The organism is Rhizobium leguminosarum, from assembly GCF_004123835.1.
Classification (GTDB): Bacteria; Pseudomonadota; Alphaproteobacteria; order Rhizobiales; family Rhizobiaceae; genus Rhizobium; species Rhizobium leguminosarum_M.
Genome location: NZ_MZMU01000015.1, coordinates 107,133 through 124,280 on the forward strand (window position 1 = coordinate 107,133; position 17,148 = coordinate 124,280).

At 62.6% G+C, this 17,148-nt stretch carries 15 protein-coding genes; 14 read left to right on the top strand and 1 reads right to left on the bottom strand.

Annotated elements, in window-relative coordinates:
- Window positions 1-17: 17 nt before the first annotated feature.
- The 11 genes from B5P46_RS22690 to B5P46_RS22740 all read left to right on the top strand — a co-directional run bounded on the left by B5P46_RS22690 (window position 18) and on the right by B5P46_RS22740 (window position 12,585).
- Window positions 18-3,254 carry an SPOR domain-containing protein gene (locus B5P46_RS22690; protein WP_245456235.1) on the top strand — a complete coding sequence of 1,079 codons (3,237 nt, stop codon included), beginning with the start codon at window positions 18-20 and terminating at the stop codon, window positions 3,252-3,254.
- 112 nt (window positions 3,255-3,366) lie between these two features.
- On the top strand, window positions 3,367-4,380 hold the full coding sequence (gene nagZ, locus B5P46_RS22695) for a beta-N-acetylhexosaminidase (RefSeq protein ID WP_129420699.1): 1,014 nt from the start codon (window positions 3,367-3,369) through the stop codon (window positions 4,378-4,380).
- A gap of 18 nt (window positions 4,381-4,398) precedes the next feature.
- A complete protein-coding gene (locus B5P46_RS22700) occupies window positions 4,399-5,256 on the top strand; it encodes a segregation and condensation protein A (RefSeq protein ID WP_129420700.1) in 858 nt (285 codons plus the stop codon).
- Entirely contained in the window at window positions 5,253-5,969 is a 717-nt protein-coding gene (gene scpB, locus B5P46_RS22705) for an SMC-Scp complex subunit ScpB (protein ID WP_129420701.1), read from the top strand. Before B5P46_RS22700 ends, scpB begins: the two co-directional genes overlap by 4 nt.
- Before the next feature lie 182 nt (window positions 5,970-6,151).
- Window positions 6,152-6,343: a twin-arginine translocase TatA/TatE family subunit gene (locus tag B5P46_RS22710; protein WP_017960199.1), complete on the top strand. Its 192-nt coding sequence runs from the start codon at window positions 6,152-6,154 to the stop codon at window positions 6,341-6,343.
- Window positions 6,344-6,394: 51 nt separating this feature from the next.
- Window positions 6,395-7,006 carry a Sec-independent protein translocase protein TatB gene (gene tatB / locus B5P46_RS22715; protein ID WP_129420702.1) on the top strand — a complete coding sequence of 204 codons (612 nt, stop codon included), beginning with the start codon at window positions 6,395-6,397 and terminating at the stop codon, window positions 7,004-7,006.
- A complete protein-coding gene (gene tatC / locus B5P46_RS22720; RefSeq protein ID WP_129420703.1) occupies window positions 7,003-7,830 on the top strand; it encodes a twin-arginine translocase subunit TatC in 828 nt (275 codons plus the stop codon). The genes tatB and tatC overlap by 4 nt, the downstream gene beginning before the upstream one ends.
- A 200-nt stretch (window positions 7,831-8,030) precedes the next feature.
- A complete protein-coding gene (serS, locus tag B5P46_RS22725; RefSeq protein ID WP_129420704.1) occupies window positions 8,031-9,314 on the top strand; it encodes a serine--tRNA ligase in 1,284 nt (427 codons plus the stop codon).
- A gap of 4 nt (window positions 9,315-9,318) precedes the next feature.
- Complete coding sequence (surE, locus tag B5P46_RS22730) at window positions 9,319-10,092, top strand: 5'/3'-nucleotidase SurE (protein WP_129420705.1); 774 nt, start codon at window positions 9,319-9,321, stop codon at window positions 10,090-10,092.
- Window positions 10,089-10,742, top strand: coding sequence for a protein-L-isoaspartate(D-aspartate) O-methyltransferase (locus B5P46_RS22735; protein WP_129420706.1), 654 nt, complete (start codon window positions 10,089-10,091; stop codon window positions 10,740-10,742). The genes surE and B5P46_RS22735 overlap by 4 nt, the downstream gene beginning before the upstream one ends.
- A 241-nt stretch (window positions 10,743-10,983) precedes the next feature.
- Window positions 10,984-12,585 carry a M23 family metallopeptidase gene (locus B5P46_RS22740; RefSeq protein ID WP_129420707.1) on the top strand — a complete coding sequence of 534 codons (1,602 nt, stop codon included), beginning with the start codon at window positions 10,984-10,986 and terminating at the stop codon, window positions 12,583-12,585.
- Window positions 12,586-12,639: 54 nt separating this feature from the next.
- On the opposite strand, the gene B5P46_RS22745 is transcribed toward B5P46_RS22740, so the two are convergent.
- A complete protein-coding gene (locus B5P46_RS22745) occupies window positions 12,640-13,512 on the bottom strand; it encodes an ATP-binding protein (RefSeq protein ID WP_129420708.1) in 873 nt (290 codons plus the stop codon).
- Window positions 13,513-13,822: 310 nt separating this feature from the next.
- On the opposite strand from B5P46_RS22745, the gene yajC reads away from it, so the two are divergent.
- From yajC to B5P46_RS22760, 3 genes are read left to right on the top strand one after another with little or no spacing between them, the layout of a single operon-like run.
- Window positions 13,823-14,170, top strand: coding sequence for a preprotein translocase subunit YajC (gene yajC, locus B5P46_RS22750; protein ID WP_003539006.1), 348 nt, complete (start codon window positions 13,823-13,825; stop codon window positions 14,168-14,170).
- A gap of 45 nt (window positions 14,171-14,215) precedes the next feature.
- Entirely contained in the window at window positions 14,216-16,756 is a 2,541-nt protein-coding gene (gene secDF, locus B5P46_RS22755) for a protein translocase subunit SecDF (protein ID WP_129420709.1), read from the top strand.
- A gap of 4 nt (window positions 16,757-16,760) precedes the next feature.
- Window positions 16,761-17,147, top strand: coding sequence for an Mth938-like domain-containing protein (locus B5P46_RS22760; protein ID WP_003539009.1), 387 nt, complete (start codon window positions 16,761-16,763; stop codon window positions 17,145-17,147).
- Window position 17,148: the final 1 nt, after the last annotated feature.

Below are 17,148 nucleotides of genomic sequence, written 5' to 3' on the forward strand. Positions count from 1 at the left end.
TGCGAGTGGGAATAGGCATGGCTGATAAACAACTTGCGTATGATACGCGCGGAAAAAACGATCTGTTTGCCGACGATGATCCGTTGGCAGAACTGGCCCGTATCGTCGGCTTCGAGCCGCGTGTTGCGGCGAATACGGTGACGGAGACCGCACGCCGCGAGCCTGCCCTCGATCTCGAGGACGAGCTTGGGCGAGAGTTCGACCGCTACGACTCGCCACGTCCGCTTGCAGAGCTCGACCGGCCCGCCGAGCCGATCTCTGATGACCTCACGCCTGAAGATTACGTCGAGCCCGTTCTCGATGCTTCTTCCGCTGCCGAACATGCGCAGGCCCCCGAGCCGGTTTCGGTTTCCGTCGCCGCCGTTGAGGCCGAAGAAGCCTTGCCCGCCGCAGGGAATGAGGACGCATCCGCCGCCGACTGGGCGGAGCAGCTTTCCCCCGAGCCCGATGCGTCGGTGCAATCGGCCTTCGGCGGTGCGCGCGACCTGATCGAGGAGCTTGAGCTGTCGATCGGCACAGCACCGGTCTCTTCGCTGGTGCAGCCCACCAAGGCGCCGCAATGGTCGGCTGCCAGCATCAGGCTGCCGCTTGCCAATTTCCATGCCCCGAGGCGCGAGGAACCGGTTGTGTTGCCGGAGCCTGTGGCCGAAACGGTCGCCGCACCGGTTGCTGAAGCGCCATCCGCCGATCTTCCTGTGGTCGAGCCTCAACCTGTCATCGAGCCGCCGGCGCTTGTTGCCGCTGTCGAGCCTTCCGAGGAATTCGAATCCGCTTCTCCGTCACTTGGCTTTCCCGCCGAACTCGATCGCCATGATGAGGTGATCGCGCCGGAAGAGACCGCCGAGGCCGAAGAATTCGTCGAAGTCGAGGAAGAGCTGGAGGATTTCGGTCCCGACGCCGGTTTCGATCTCATCGCCGCCGCCGTCGAAGGCGAGATCCAGGCCGATGCCGCGCTGACCGAGGTCGTGCCGGATGTTCCGCACACCGCCGGCACATTCGATCTCGATGATCTGCTCGCCGACGTCTCGCGTTATCCGGTGCCGCAACGTGCCAATCCGGCGCCCGTCTCGCCGCAACCCGCATCGATCGAGGCAGAGCCCGTTTCTGCCGCAGCACCTGTCCAGTCCGAGGTGATCGCGCCCGCACCGGTCGCCGTAGCACCCGTTCGGCCTGCTCCGATCGAACCGCCTCCGGTCTATGCGGCCGAAGCCGCAAGACCGATCGCGCCGCAGCTTGCCGAGGTCGTTACGCCCCAGCCTGGCGCAGCGGCATATTCGCCGACGCCGCAGCCGGTACCGGAAGCCGACGACCCCTTCGCCGGCCATGATTTCGAGCTGGATCTTGCCGGTATAGAGCTGGAACTGACCGATCTCGATTTCTCCGAGCCGTCCGAGCCAGCACCGCAGCCTGAGCCGCCAGCCCTTGCTCCCCAGCAGGCCGTTGCCGTCGCTCCTCGGCCCGCTCCGGTTTTTGCTCCTGAACCGCCGGCTCCTGCTTTTGAGCAGGCTGCTGCCGCTCCTGCACGGTCCGCTCCGGCCTTTGTTCCCGAGCCGCAGGCTCAAGCTCCGGCTCCGGCTCCGGCTTTCAACTGGACGCCTGTCTCCGACTCGACCGAAGACCTGCCATTCGATCCGGCGATGATCTCCGATCCGGAGGATCGTCCCGAGGCCGTCGACGACATGCACGTGCCGGCGCTGCCACCGGTCGAGCAGCCTGCGCCGGTCGCGAAATCTGCGGATTTCGATTTCGATCTCGACGCTGAGATCGCCAGCTTCTTTGAACCGGCCAAACCGCGGCAAACGCCGACGCCGGTCCGGGATACGGCCGCCGCTGCTGCAAAGCCGGTCAAGCCCACCATCGCCGATGGTCTCGATGATTTCGAACGGGCGCTGGAGGAAGATTTCCGCCGCAGCGTGCGCGAGCCGGTCGAGCGCCGCGAGACCTCCGAGGTCCGCATCGAATCGGCAAGCCAGGCCGCCGATTTCAGCCGCGCTCGGTCGATGCGCCAGCTGCTTGCCGGGGCCGTCGTGCTCGTGGTCTTTGCCGGCGTCGGTTATGGCGTCTATTCCTCCGTCTGGAACGGCGAGGGGCTCGGCATTGTCGCATCCGGCGAGCCGCGCGTGATCACCGCCGACAAGGAGCCGGTCAAGGTCGTTCCGGAAAATCCTGGTGGCAAGACCGTGCCGAACCAGGATAAGGCCGTCTACGACCGCGTTGCGGGTTCTGCTGAAGAGCCGAAGCAGAAGGCGCTCGTTTCTTCCGATGAGGCGCCCGTCGATGTGGTCCAGCGCACGCTGACACCGGAAGCGCTGCCCGAGGACGACGAGAACGCCAGCGTCGACGATCAGGTCACGCCGACCGCGGTCGGTGAGACGGAGGATCCGCGTCTGCTGCCGAACCAGGACAGCGCCGACAACGCTTCGGCAACCGACACCGACAAGACGCCGTCCGTTTCGCCGCGCAAGGTCCGCACTATGATCGTCAAGCCTGACGGTACGTTGGTCGCCCGCGAGGAAACGGCGCCCGTCGACGAGCCGACGCCGTCTGCCCGGGCGACACAGTCTGCCCCGGCGACGCCGTCGGCCCAGCCGATGCCGCCGGCTCAGCCGGCGTTGACGGCTCCGTCGACCCCGTCCGCGCAATCGACCCCGCCTGTACCTCCCGTCGGTGGAACGGCCGCAAGCTTCCCGGCAAGCGCCGAGGTTGCTTCCGCCGATGCGCGTTCTGCAGCGCCCGTCGAAACTGCGCCGGTACAGCCGCCGCTCGCCGGCAGTGCCGACGCGCAGGCCGCAAACCCGGCTCCGGTCGCTTCGCCGGTGCGCCCGGTCAAGACCTCGGGGATTGCCGATACCGCTCCCATTCCGACTGCCCGTCCGGCCGACCAGCCCGTCAACGTCGTCGGCACCGTCACCGAGAAGGGCAATGTCCGCCCGACCGCACAGCAGCCGAAGACGACGGAGGTCGCGGCCGCAGCACCAGTCGCCGCAAAGCCGCAGCAGGCCGCATCTGCCGGCGGCTACGGCATCCAGATCGCCTCGTTGCCTTCGGAAGACGAGGCGACCAAATCCTATGCCAACCTGTCGAAGAAATTCGCCGGCGTGCTTGGCGGCCGCAGTCATGAGATCCGCAGGGCCGATATCGCCGGCAAGGGCACTTTCTACCGTGTCCGCATTCCGGCTGGTTCCAAGGACGAGGCCGCAGCACTCTGCGAACAGTATCGCGCGGCGGGTGGAAGCTGCCTGATCTCCAGGTAAGATCGCGTCTTTGAATAATAAGAGCGGCGGGCCGGATCGGTCCGCCGCTCTTTTTTGTGCATCGCGCCCGACCTTGCTCGCATCTGGCCGGGCTCCGCTCTAAGATTCTGACATGACCGAATCAAAAGCGATGATCCTTGGCTGCAGCGGCCTTGCCCTCACATCCGAAGAGAAAGCATTTTACCAGGGCGAGCGACCCTGGGGCTTCATCCTCTTCGGGCGCAACATCTCCGAAGCACGGCAGATCGCCGATCTCGTCGTCGAACTGCGCGACAGCGTCGGCTGGCATGCGCCGGTGCTGATCGACCAGGAGGGTGGCCGCGTCCAGCGCATCCGCCCACCCGTTCTGGCGCGTTATCCGTCCGGCCAGTCGCTCGGCGATCTCTATCGCCGCGATCGCGCACTCGGCCTGCGCGCCGCCTGGCTGATGTCGCGGCTGCACGCCTTCGACCTTTCGAGCCTCGGCATCGATGTCGATTGCCTGCCGGTGCTCGATGTGCCAGTCGAGGGCAGCAGCAACGTCATCGGCGACCGCGCCTATGACGGCGATCCGGAGACCGTCATTGCGATGGGAAGAGCGGCTGCCGAGGGGCTGAAGGCCGGCGGCCTCTTGCCTGTGATGAAGCATATGCCCGGCCACGGTCGCGGCTTTGCCGATTCACATCTGGAGCTGCCTGTCGTCACCGTCTCGCGCGATGAACTGGAGCTCCATGATTTTCCGCCCTTTGTCGCGATGAAGGACGAGTTGATGGCCATGACCTGCCACGTCGTTTTCGCCGCCATCGACCCGGAGAATCCGGCGACGACCTCGCGCAAGGTGATCGACGGCATCATCCGCGAGCACATCGGCTTTAACGGTCTGCTGCTCTCCGACGACAGCTCGATGAACGCTCTTTCCGGTACGATCGGTGAACGTGCGGCGAATATCATTGCAGGCGGATGCGATATCGTGCTGCATTGCAATGGCAATATGGACGAGATGCGGGAGGTTGTGGCAAATGTTCCGCCGCTCGCCGGCATATCGCTTGCCCGCGCAAAATCGGTGGAAGCGGGCTTCGCGGCGCCGGATACCGCCGATGAAGCTGAATTGAGGGCGGAATTCGAGGCGATGTTTGCGACGGTTTGATCGTAAGGGAGCAGCTAGGTGAACACGGTCAAGGGCACGGAACGTCCGCAGGCGGCAACGCCGATGGACAAGCTGTGGCAGGATAACGGTGCCGAGCGCGCCAGCCACGAGCCGGCGCTGGTGATCGACGTTGCCGGCTTCGAAGGTCCGCTCGACCTGTTGCTCTATCTCGCCCGCAACCAGAAGGTCGATTTGTCGCGCATTTCGGTGCTGGCGCTCGCCGAGCAATATCTGCTGTTCATCGAAAGCGCCCGGCGTATCCGGATCGAGCTTGCCGCCGATTACCTCGTCATGGCAGCCTGGCTTGCCTATCTCAAGTCGAAGCTGCTCATTCCCCAGCAGGTCAAGGATGACGGCCCTTCCGGCGAGGAGCTGGCGGCAACGCTCGCCTTCCGCCTGAAACGCCTCGAAGCCATGCGCCAGGCGGCAGACGGCCTCGTCAACCGCAATCGCCTCGGCCGCGATATCTTCGTGCGCGGCGCGCCGGAGCATATTCCCGACCGCCAGCAATCCGCTTATGCGGCGAGCCTTTACGATCTCCTGACCGCCTATGCGGCGCTCCGCCAGCGCCATGCCGTCACCCAGGTGACGATCGAGCGGCGCACCGTCTGGTCGCTGACCGATGCCCGCGAACTGTTGACCCAGATGATCGGCGAGGTCGCTGACTGGACGGCGATGGAACATTATCTGCTGCGTTATCTCTCAGCGCCCGAAGAGCGCGTCACGGCAATCGCCAGCGCCTTTGCCGCCTCGCTGGAGCTGGTGCGCGAGGGCAAGCTCGAACTCCGCCAGGATGGCGCCTTTCAGCCGATATACATGCGCCGCGGTCCGAAACATGCCACGCTGCAGGTGGTCGAACAGGAGCGGCCGGCTTGATCGATCCGAGGAGCGAAGAGGGTTTTGAAGGCAATTTCGAAGACAGGAGCCGCGACCTGCAGGCTGAGATCGAGGCCGAGCGCATCGCCGAGGCGCTGGTCTTCGCCTCCTCGCAGCCGGTCTCCGAAGGCTTCCTCGCCGAACGCCTGCCTGAGAAGACCGACGTGCATTCGATCATGCTGCGCCTGAAGGAGCAATATGCGCCGCGGGGCGTCAATCTTGTGCAGGTCGAAGGCGCCTGGGCCTTCCGCACCGCCGCCGACCTGTCCTTCGTCATCCGCCGTGATGACAACGAGGTGAAGAAGCTTTCGCGTGCCGCACTGGAAGTGCTGGCGATCATCGCTTATCACCAGCCGGTGACGCGTGCCGAAATCGAGGATATCCGCGGCGTCCAGACCTCACGCGGCACGCTCGACGTGCTGATGGAAGCTGGCTGGGTGCGGTTTCGTGGTCGCCGGCGCACACCGGGCCGGCCGGTGACATTGGGCACGACACGCGATTTCCTCGACCATTTCGGTCTCGAAGAGCTGCGTGACCTGCCCGGTCTCGAAGAGTTGAAGGGAGCGGGCTTGCTGTCGGGCCGCATTCCGGCGAACTTCAACATTCCCTCGCCGTTGATGAACGACGAACTGACCGAGGACGAAGACCCGATCACCCAGATGGACCTCGAGGAACTGGGGTTGTTGGCGCCGCGCGGCACCTCTGAAGATTGAGGGGCTTGCGTCTTGCTTTTGCCATGCATGGCGAAAACAATGGAGCCAGCACTTTTCGATGGGTCAACGGCTTGTCACAAAGGGCGATACCGTGACATTAAGCTCAATCCAAAGGGCTTGATGTTGGAAACGGTGTCGGAAATCCTTACATCGTGGGAACATAGAAACAGGGAGTTAGCGTAATGGGTGGTTTTAGCATGTGGCACTGGTTGATCGTTCTGGTCATCGTGCTGTTGTTGTTCGGTCGCGGCAAGATCCCGGAACTGATGGGCGACGTTGCCAAGGGCATCAAGAGCTTCAAGAAGGGCATGACGGACGAAGACGCGCCGGACACGGCAAAGACCGTCGATCACAAGGCCGACGAAACGAAGTAATCAAGTCCGGGAAAAAGCGTAGCCCCCGCGCTTCCCGTCCAGGAGCCTTGCATGTTCGATATTGGCTGGACCGAGCTTTTGGTCATCGCGGTCGTACTGATCGTGGTCGTCGGTCCCAAGGATTTGCCGCCGATGCTGCGCGCTTTCGGCAAGATGACGCAGCGTGCCCGTAAGGTTGCGGGTGATTTCCGTGCGCAGTTCGATGAAGCGTTGCGCGAAGCCGAGCTTGACGATGTCCGCCAGACGATCAGCGACGCCCAGAAGCTCAACCCGGTCAACAGCCTGCGCGAGGCGATGAACCCGCTCCGCCAGATGGGCAACGAGATCAAGGCCGACCTGCAGAAGGCGACCACAGTCACGGAAAACAAGACCGAGGTGCCTCCAGATGCTGTCGCAGCCCCGACGCCGTCGATGAGCTTGCCGGAAACGCCGCCATTGGTAACGACACCTGCGCCGTCGGAACCGGTCGCCGCAGCGATTGTGCAAGCCGATACGGTTGCCGCCAAGCCGAAGGCCGTGCGCAAGCCGCGCGTCAAGCCTGCCGACAAAGTCGATGCTGCGGCCGCCGTTGCCGTGCCTGTGGAAAAGCCGAAACGCACGACGGCAGTCAGGAAGCCTGCAACGCCGAAGAAGCCTGCGCAGACAAGGAAGGACGAGGCATGAGCGGTGATATCGAAGACAAGCCGCAGCCGTTGATCGAGCACCTGATGGAGCTGCGCACGCGGCTGATGTGGTCGATCGGCGCGTTTTTCGTCGCCTTCATCGCATGCTTCTTTTTTGCCAAGAATCTCTTCAATTATCTGGTCATCCCATACAAGACAGCGGTCCAGTGGGCTAATCTCGACGTCGAGAAGGCCCAGCTCATCTACACCGCGCCGCAGGAATTCTTCTTCACCCAGGTCAAGGTGGCGATGTTCGGCGGCCTTGTGGTCGCTTTCCCGATCATCGCCGCCCAGGTCTATAAGTTCGTGGCGCCTGGCCTCTACAAGAACGAGCGTCAGGCTTTCCTGCCGTTCCTGATCGCCTCGCCGGTCCTGTTCCTGATGGGCGGCGCGCTCGTCTATTTCTTCTTCACGCCGATGGTCATGTGGTTCTTCCTGTCGATGCAGCAGGCGCCCGGTCATGACGAGATAGCAATCTCGCTGATGCCGAAGGTCTCGGAATATCTGAGCCTGATCATGACGCTGGTCTTCTCCTTCGGCCTCGTCTTCCAGCTGCCTGTCATCACCACGTTGCTCGCCCGTGTCGGTCTTCTGACGTCGCAGTGGCTCGCCGAAAAGCGCAAATTTGCCATCGTCCTCGCCTTCGTCGTCGCCGCCGTGCTGACGCCGCCGGACCCGATGTCCCAGATCGGCCTTGCGATACCGACGATCATTCTCTACGAGATTTCCATCTATGCGGCGCGACTCGTGGAGCGCCAGCGTGCCCGGCAGGCGGTCGAAAAGGAAACCGGATCCGCAGACGTTGCCAAGACGGACAGCGTCTGAGCTGCGATCAGGAAATCTCTTCATGAACGCCGTCGACTGCATAGTCCCTAAATCCGAAACGGTTTAAGGAATTAGGCAGCAATTCAAAGTGTTGCGGTGTCCTTTGCGCGTCTGAAAAGACAGGGCGGCGCTGTAACATCCGGTCGAGGCCCGATCAGGCTTTGGCCGGGCCACCTCTGTTGCAACGACCTGGAACGACGATGCTCGATATCAAATGGATCCGTGAGAATCCCGAAGCGCTCGATGCCGCCCTAGCCAAGCGCGGCGCAGAGCCTCTGGCCCAAAGCCTTGTCGCTCTCGATGAAAAGCGCCGCTCCGCCGTGCAGAAGGCGCAGGACTTGCTGTCCCGCCGCAACCTCGCCTCCAAGGAGATTGGCGCGGCGATGGCCCAGAAGAACGGCGAGCTGGCCGAGAAGCTGAAGGCGGCGGTCTCTGAACTCAAGACCCTGCTGCCGGCGATCGAGGAAGAGGACCGGCAACTGACGGCCGAACTCAACGACGCGCTCTCGCGCATCCCGAACATCCCCTTCGATGACGTCCCGGTCGGCAAGGACGAGCATGACAATGTCGTCACCCGCACGGTCGGCGAAAAGCCGCGCTGGAACCACGTACCGAAGGAGCATTTCGAAATTGGTGAAGCGCTCGGCTATATGGATTTCGAGCGCGCCGCCAAGCTCTCCGGCTCGCGCTTCACGGTTCTGACCGGTCCGCTCGCCAGGCTCGAGCGCGCGCTTGGCCAGTTCATGATCGATCTCCACACCAGTGAGCACGGCTATACCGAAGTCAGCTCGCCCTTAATGGTGCGCGACGAGGCCGTTTATGGCACCGCCCAGCTGCCGAAATTCGCCGAGGATCTCTTCAGGACGACGGATGGCCGCTGGCTGATCCCCACGGCCGAAGTGACGCTGACCAATCTGGTGCGCGAGGAGATCCTCGATCAGGAGAAGCTGCCGCTCCGCTTCACCGCATTGACGCCGTCCTTCCGTTCGGAAGCAGGCTCCGCCGGTCGCGATACGCGCGGCATGCTGCGCCAGCATCAGTTCTGGAAATGCGAGCTCGTCTCGATCACCGATGCCGAGAGCGCCGTTGCCGAGCATGAACGCATGACCGCCTGCGCCGAGGAAGTGCTGAAGCGCCTCGGCCTGCATTTCCGCACCATGACGCTTTGCACCGGCGACATGGGCTTCGGCTCGCGCAAGACTTACGATCTCGAAGTCTGGCTGCCGGGACAGAATGCCTTCCGTGAAATCTCTTCCTGCTCGGTCTGTGGCGACTTTCAGGGCCGGCGGATGAACGCGCGCTACCGCGGCAAGGATGACAAGAGCAACAGGTTCGTCCACACGCTGAACGGTTCCGGCACGGCGGTCGGCCGCTGCCTGATCGCCGTCCTTGAAAATTATCTGAACGAGGACGGTTCGGTCACGATTCCGGACGTTTTGCTGCCTTATATGGGCGGATTGACCAAGATCGAACGGGCGGCTTGAGGCGATGCGCATCCTGCTTACGAATGACGACGGCATTCACGCCGAAGGTCTTGCCGCGCTGGAGCGGATCGCGCGCACGCTGTCCGACGATGTCTGGATCGTGGCGCCGGAGACCGACCAGAGCGGCTTGGCCCATTCGCTGAGCCTCTCCGAACCTTTGCGGCTGCGCAAGATTTCCGACAAGCATTTCGCCCTGCGTGGCACGCCGACCGATTGCGTCATCATGGGCATCAGGCAGGTGATGGACATCAAGCCGGATCTCGTCCTGTCAGGTGTCAATTCAGGCTCGAACGTCGCCGACGACGTGACCTATTCCGGCACGATCGCCGGCGCCATCGAGGGCACGATGCAGGGCGTGCGCTCCTTCGCGCTGAGTCAGGCCTATCTCTATGAGGACGGTGCACGCATCGTGCCCTGGGAGGTCTGCGAGACGCATGCGCCGGCTCTTCTGGAAAAGCTGATGGTCCTGGACCTGCCGGAGGGCACGTTCCTCAATCTCAACTTCCCGAACTGCCGTCCCGACGAGGTCGACGGCGCCGAGGTGACCATGCAGGGCAAGCTCGCCTTCAATCTGCAGGTCGATGCCCGCTCCGACGGCCGGGGGTTTCCCTACTACTGGCTGAAGTTTGGCGAACGCGCCGGCACCTTCGTCGAAGGCACCGATATTCACGCCCTGAAGCATAATAAGATTTCGGTAACGCCTTTGAAACTGGATCTGACCGATTATTCCGTGACGGACCGCGTGGCGCGGGCCTTGGGATACGGAGCACAAGCTTGACGGCAAGACTGGCGGAGAAGGAGGGCTTTGCTGCGCTCGTCCTCAGATTGCGTGCCGAAGGCATCTCCGACCTCGATCTGCTGACGGCGGTCGAGCAGACGCAGCGTTCGTTGTTCGTGCCGCCGCAATTCGCCGACGACGCCTATTCGAGCCGGACCATACCGATCGAATGCGGTTCCTTCCTCGAAGGCATCGATTTTGCCGTCCGCATCTTGCATCACCTCAAGCTCAAGCCCGGCCAGCGCGTCCTGGAGATCGGCACTGGAAGCGGCTTTACCGCCGCCGTGATGGGCCGCCTGGCCGAGCGTGTTCTGTCCATCGACCGCTACAAGACGCTGACATCAGCCGCGCAGCGGCGCATGGAATCGCTTGGTCTGCGCAGCGTCGTCATCCGCCAAGCCGACGGCAGCGCCGGCATGCAAGGCGAGGGGACCTTCGACCGCATCCTGGTGACGGCCGCCTTCAACGCGATGCCGCGCTTTTATACCGACCAGCTCGTTTCCGGCGGCTCGATGATCGCGCCGCTGATGATTTCCGACAACGAGTGCCGCATGGTGCGGCTGACGAAAACCGGCAGCCGTTTCGAGCGCGAGGAACTGTTCGAAGCGCCCTATCTGCCGATCGTTCCGCGTCTTGCCTCGCTGCTGTAGACGTGGATGATTTCAAGCCGGATCGGCCTGAGATTTCCCATCAGAAAAGAGCGCGCATGATCTCGTCCGAGAACCGCTGAGACTTTTCGGCATCACGCTCAGCACACTGCGATTTTTCACCCGTAAGCTATGGTTATCAACTTCTCAAAAAAATCGCACTGATTCCAGCATCTTAACTGCGTGGTAATACTAACGCGTTTTAATAGACTCACAAATGGTTGCGTTCTCAGTGGGTCGAGTCATGCGTTTCAGTCTTTCGCCAAAGTTCGGAAAGTCGGCCGGTAATCTTCTGGTTGTTAGCCTGCTGGCAAGTGCCGCAACGGGCTGCAGTTCCGATGTGACACGGTTTGGTGGCTTGTTTTCCTCCTCCGGGCAGGACCAGATCACCACAAGTTCCATTCCGCGCAGGAATATGAACGGTTCTCAAGGCGATCCGGTGCCTCGCGGCGATCTCGGCGGTTCGGCCGTTGCCAGCCAGTCGGGCTACGGTGGCGGCAATGACGCGCTGAACCAGCCTTATCCGGCGCGCCAGGGTTACGATCCGACCCGCACGTCGAGCTCGAGCGCACGTCTCGCTTCCGCGCCGGTTTCGGTGCAGCGTTCCGAGCTGGCCGCGCCGACGGCGGCGGCACCCTCCCGGCAGCGGGAAAGGGAAGTCGCGCTCGCCCAGCCCTTCCCAACTGCGCCGCAGGCCGAAAAGCCCCGATTGGTGGCGCCGGCTGCGCCGAAGATGACGCCCGATACGCTGACGACAGGCACGACGCCGAAGGTTTCAGGCTGGTCCGCGACCAATGCTCCGTCAGTGACGTTGCGTCCGGGCGAAAGCATCGCCACGCTCTCCAGGCGTTTCGGCGTACCGGAAAAGGAAATCCTGCGCGTCAATGCTCTGAAGACGGCGTCTGCCGCCCAGCCCGGCCAGGCGATCCTGATCCCGACCTTCAACGGCGGCAATGCCGCCAAGGCGGCATCGCAGGCGGCTGACCTTTCCAAGCCCGGCAAGATGCCGGCGCCGAAGGCGCCTGAGCAGAACGTCGCCGTCGTTCCGGGCGCCAATTCCGCCCGCGACAAGACGCTGGCGGGTGGCGATGTCACCGGCAAACTTCCCGCTGGCGCCGGCAAGGAGCTGAAGGCACCTGCCGGCACCTATGTCGTCAAGCAAGGCGATTCCCTGGCAAAGATTGCCAAGGCGACCGGTAGCAATGTCGACGACCTCAAGGCCGCCAACAATCTTTCGGCCAGCTCGCTCCGCATCGGTCAGGCTCTGAAGATCCCGAACGGCACCGCCGACAATATCAAGACCGCCTCGATCCCGGCCGAGAAGGTCGATCCGAAGCCGACCCAGCCGGCGGCTGCCCAGCAGACGGCTTCCGTTCAGCCCGCGCCCTACAAGGCACCGGCCGCCACTCAGACCGTCGACGAGGTCGAGAAGAAGTCGGATGTCAGCTCGGCCGCGCCGGAATCGACCGGCATCGGCAAATACCGCTGGCCGGTGCGCGGCCAGGTCATTGCTTCATACGGCGCCAACGTCAACGGTAACCGCAATGACGGCATCGACATTTCGGTACCGCAGGGCACGCCGATCAAGGCTGCCGAAAACGGCGTCGTCATCTATGCCGGCAACGGCCTGAAGGAGCTCGGCAACACGGTTCTCGTCCGTCACGACGACGGCACCGTCACCGTCTACGGCAATGCCGATACGCTGAGCGTCGCCCGCGGCCAGAAGATCCAGCGCGGCCAAACCGTCGCCGTCTCCGGCATGAGCGGCGACGTCAAGCAGCCGCAGGTCCATTTCGAGGTGCGCAAGGATGCGTCCCCGGTCAACCCGATGACTTTCCTGGAATAGGTACTGCGTACCAGGAAACGCAAAAGCCCGGCCACCAGCCGGGCTTTTGTCATTTTATGCCCGGTCGATGTGAACCCGCATGCGTCCGGCCAGGTCCTGAATATACTGCCAGGCGACACGGCCGGAGCGTGCGCCGCGCGTCGTTGCCCATTCCAGTGCTTCGGCATGCATCTTGTCGCGTTCGAGCCCGAGCTTGAAGTGATCGGCATAGCCGTCGATCATGCCGAGATAATCCTCCTGGCTGCATTTGTGGAAGCCGAGCCAGAGGCCGAAGCGGTCGGAAAGCGAAACCTTCTCCTCGACCGCCTCCGACGGATTGATCGCCGTCGACTGCTCGTTTTCCATCATGTGGCGCGGCAGGAGATGGCGCCGGTTGGAGGTGGCATATAAGAGCACATTGTCCGGCCGCCCTTCGACGCCGCCGTCGAGTGCCGCCTTCAGCGACTTGTAGGCGGTGTCGTCGTGATCGAAGGAGAGATCGTCGCAGAAGACGATGACGCGGTACGGCGTGGCCTTCAAGAGGTCGAGCAGATTGGGAAGGCTGGCGATATCCTCACGATGGACTTCGACCAGTTTCAGCGAGGCGCTGTTTTCGCGTCGGACATCCTCGTGCACGGCCTTGACCAGTGAGGATTTGCCCATGCCGCGCGCGCCCCAGAGCAGCACATTGTTGGCGGCATACCCGTCGGCGAAACGCACCGTATTCTCATGCAGGATGTCGCGCACGTGATCGACGCCGCGGATGAGCGTCAACGCCACCCGGTTCGGCCTCTTGACCGGCTGCAGATGCTGGCGCAGTGGCGCCCAGACGAAACAGTCGGCAGCATCCCAGTCGTTGAGGGCGGGTGCCGGTCCGGCAAGACGCTCGACGGCGTCTGCGAGCCGTTTCAGCTCGGCAAGCAGGGCTGTGTTGATTTCCTCGGTCATCGGTGGCCTCCTGATTTCTCACTGCGGCAATCCGCTTCGATCTTTCGATGCCGCTAATGCATGTCGCCCGGACGTGTGGAGCGGTTCCGGGATAACGACATGCTTGAAAACAAAAGAGCTAAAGCGCGTCACATCAATCAAGTTCGATGCGACGCGCTTTAGCATGGCGTTTTGACGGCGGAAAGGTTATGAGGCAGCGGAATCGGTACTGTTTCCGGCTGTTTCTGTTGCATTCATCGAAGCCGTAACTATAGTCCGGCAACCTGAAAAGAGAGGCGGAGTTCCGCCGCCCAAGCCTGAGGAGTTTAGCATGTTCATCACCCCGGCATTCGCCCAGAGCGCGACCGATACCGCAACGGGATTCGGCGGCTCCGGTTTCGAAATGATCATCCTGTTCGTGCCGCTGATGGTCGTCTGGTACTTCCTGCTGATCCGTCCGCAGCGCGCACAGGCAAAAAAGCGTGAGGAGACCCTGAAGGCGATCCGTCGCGGCGATCAGGTCGTCACTGGCGGCGGTCTCGTCGGCAAGGTCACCAAGGTCATCGACGAAAAGGAAGTCGAAGTCGAGATCGCTGACGGCGTGCGCGTGCGCATTGTCCGCAGCGGCATCTCCGAAATTCGCGTCAAGGGTGAACCGGTCAAGGCCGACGCGGCGTAACAAGCGATAACGGCAGGACCGCCGGATCGGAAGATCGTCGAGAGAATGTTGCATTTTTCCCGCTGGAAAACACTTCTGATTTGGCTGGCCGCGTTTGCGGCCATCGTCATCGCTGCGCCCAATCTGCTGACTGAGGCGCAGCGATCCTCCCTGCCGGACTGGTTGCGGCACGACCGCGTAGTGCTTGGTCTCGACCTACAGGGCGGCTCGCATATCGTTCTGAAGGTCGAGCGTTCCGATATCGTCAGGGGCCGCCTGGAAGAGGTGGTCGCCAATGTGCGCAACGCGCTGCGCGGCGCCGGCATCCGCTATACCGGGCTGACCGGCAATGACCAGACCGTCACCGTACGGATCACCGATGCGGCCCAGACACAGGCGGCGGTCGATCTCCTGAAGCCTTTGACGACGGCTGGCGGACATTCGGGACCTGAGGTCGCGCTGCAGCAGGGCGACCAGGGGCAGCTCTCGCTGCAGATTTCCGACGCCGGCATTACTGCTGACGTCGCTTCCGCCCGGACCCGCTCGCTCGATATCGTTGGCCGCCGCATCGCCGGATTCGGCTATGATAATCTCCTCGTTCGCCCCGATGGCGCCGACCGGATCGTCGTACAGGTGCTGGGATCGGTCGATGCTGAGCGGCTGAAGAACATCCTCAACCAGCCGGCCAAGCTTTCCTTTCATCTGATCGACGAAAGCATGTCGGGGCAGGAGGCGTTGAACGGCCGCTGGCCGGCGACATCGCAGGTGCTCTATTCGCTTGACGATCCGCCGGTGCCGTACCTCGTCGACCGCACGGCTTTCATCACCGGCAGCAACATGGTCGATATCGAGCCTGTCGTCGATCCACAGACGCAGGACACCGCGATCGCCTATCGTCTCGATGCCGAAGGCACGCAGCGGCTGGCGCAGGCGACAGGGCGGAATATCGGCAAGCACCTTGCCATCGTCTTCGACGACCAAGTGATGTCGGCGCCAAGCATCGATGCGGCGATCACCGGCGGCGAGGGCCGGATTTCGGCAAACTTCTCCGAGGATGGCGTCCGCGACCTTGCGATCATGCTGCGGGCCGGCGCCCTGCCGGCGACGCTGACCAGCGTTGAGGAACGCAGCATCAGCCCGAGATTCGGCGCCGATTCCATCTTCAACGGCCTCGTTGCCGGCCTCGTCGCCGTCGTACTGGTCGCGGCGCTGATGATCGCGCTCTATCGCATCCTCGGCCTCATCGCCGTCGCATCGCTCTTCCTCAACCTGATCCTCATCGTCGCGGTGCTCAGCCTTATCGGCGCGACGCTGACCTTGCCGGGGATTGCCGGTATCGTGCTGATCGTCGGCATGGCGGTCGATTCGAACGTTCTGATCTATGAGCGAATCCGTGAAGAGGAAAAAACCACCCATTCCTTTGCGGAGGCCGTCGGTCGCGGTTTCTCGCGCGCATTCGCAACGATCGTCGACGCCAATGTGACGATCTTCATTGCCGCCATCATCCTCTTCTTCCTCGGCAGCGAATCCATCCGCGGTTTCGCGGTAACACTTGCGGTCGGCATCCTGACGACCGTTTTCACGGCATTCACGCTGACGCGCTCGATCGTTGCTGTCTGGTTGAGAAGGCGCCACCCCCGGCATCTGCCGAAGAGCGTACTGACCCATCTTTTCGAACACGCCAATATCCGCTTCATGGGGATCCGCCGTTATGTCTTTACGGCGTCGGCGGTCATCTCGCTGATCGCCATGGCCGCCTTTGCCACCGTCGGCCTGCATCTCGGCATTGATTTCACCGGCGGCTCGCTCATCGAGGTGACGGCAAAGCAGGGCAGTGCCGACATTGCCGATCTCCACGCGCGCCTCAATGATCTCAATCTCGGCGATGTCAGTGTCGAGCGTACGGGCGGGCCGGCGAATGCGCGGATCCGCATCGCTTCCCAGGGCGGCGGCGAAAATGCGGAGCAGTCGGCGGCGACGCTGGTGCGCGGCGAGCTCCAGGAAGATTATGACTTTCGCCGCGTCGAGGTCGTCGGTCCCGCCATCTCGGGCGAATTGACGATGATGGCGACGCTCGGCATGCTTGCGGCACTTGCGGCTATCCTGATCTACATCTGGATCCGCTTCGAATGGCAGTTCGCGGTCGGCGCCATCATTGCCACGCTGCACGATGTCATCATCATGCTCGGTCTCTTCGTCCTCACCGGCATCGAGTTCAACCTGACGAGCGTCGCCGCCGTGCTGACCATCGTCGGTTATTCCCTGAACGATACGGTCGTGATCTACGACCGAATGCGCGAAAATCTCAAGCGATACAAGAAGATGCCGCTGCCGATCCTGATCGATGCGTCGATCAATCAGACGCTGTCGCGCACCGTTCTGACCGCGGCGACGACGATGATCGCCTTGCTGGCGCTCTTTCTTTTCGGCGGGGAAGTCATCCGTTCCTTCACCTTTGCGATGCTCTTCGGCGTCGCTCTCGGCACCTTCTCTTCGATCTATATCGCCGCTCCTGTCTTGATCGTCTTCCGACTACGGCCGGAGGCTCCCGACGGGGAAGAGAGCAACAAGACGGGTGCTGGTGTAAAATCCGGCACGGTGGTTTGAAAACATGGCAAAAGGCATAGAAATCCGCGCCGCGCATTTCCCCGGGCGCGCTCCGATCGATGCTTACGGCAATGGCGGCTTTCGTTTTGCCGACATGTCGCATCGCGGCTCGATCCTTTGCCTGCCCTCCGGCATTCATGGCTGGGACATGGACATGTCGAAACCGCTGTCGCCCGAAAATTTTCGTCGGGTGCTGGATGAGGCCGCCGATATCGAGGTTCTGCTCGTCGGTACCGGAACCGAGCTTCGCCGTCTGCCCGAGGAATTGAGGCTGGCGCTGAAGTCGCGCGGCATCTCCTCCGATCCGATGAGCACCGGGGCTGCAGTGCGCACCTTCAACATCATGCTCGCCGAGCAACGTGCCGTCGCCGCGGCGTTGATTGCGGTCTGAC

Excerpts from the sequence above, each read along its gene's own strand:
- B5P46_RS22710 (WP_017960199.1), top strand. The coding sequence starts at position 6,152 with ATGGGTGGTTTTAGCATGTGGCACTGGTTGATCGTTCTGGTCATCGTG.
- B5P46_RS22745 (WP_129420708.1), bottom strand. The coding sequence starts at position 13,512 with ATGACCGAGGAAATCAACACAGCCCTGCTTGCCGAGCTGAAACGGCTC.
- tatB (WP_129420702.1), top strand. The coding sequence starts at position 6,395 with ATGTTCGATATTGGCTGGACCGAGCTTTTGGTCATCGCGGTCGTACTG.
- serS (WP_129420704.1), top strand. The coding sequence starts at position 8,031 with ATGCTCGATATCAAATGGATCCGTGAGAATCCCGAAGCGCTCGATGCC.
- yajC (WP_003539006.1), top strand. The coding sequence starts at position 13,823 with ATGTTCATCACCCCGGCATTCGCCCAGAGCGCGACCGATACCGCAACG.
- secDF (WP_129420709.1), top strand. The coding sequence starts at position 14,216 with ATGTTGCATTTTTCCCGCTGGAAAACACTTCTGATTTGGCTGGCCGCG.
- B5P46_RS22690 (WP_245456235.1), top strand. The coding sequence starts at position 18 with ATGGCTGATAAACAACTTGCGTATGATACGCGCGGAAAAAACGATCTG.
- nagZ (WP_129420699.1), top strand. The coding sequence starts at position 3,367 with ATGACCGAATCAAAAGCGATGATCCTTGGCTGCAGCGGCCTTGCCCTC.
- surE (WP_129420705.1), top strand. The coding sequence starts at position 9,319 with ATGCGCATCCTGCTTACGAATGACGACGGCATTCACGCCGAAGGTCTT.
- B5P46_RS22740 (WP_129420707.1), top strand. The coding sequence starts at position 10,984 with ATGCGTTTCAGTCTTTCGCCAAAGTTCGGAAAGTCGGCCGGTAATCTT.
- B5P46_RS22760 (WP_003539009.1), top strand. The coding sequence starts at position 16,761 with ATGGCAAAAGGCATAGAAATCCGCGCCGCGCATTTCCCCGGGCGCGCT.
- tatC (WP_129420703.1), top strand. The coding sequence starts at position 7,003 with ATGAGCGGTGATATCGAAGACAAGCCGCAGCCGTTGATCGAGCACCTG.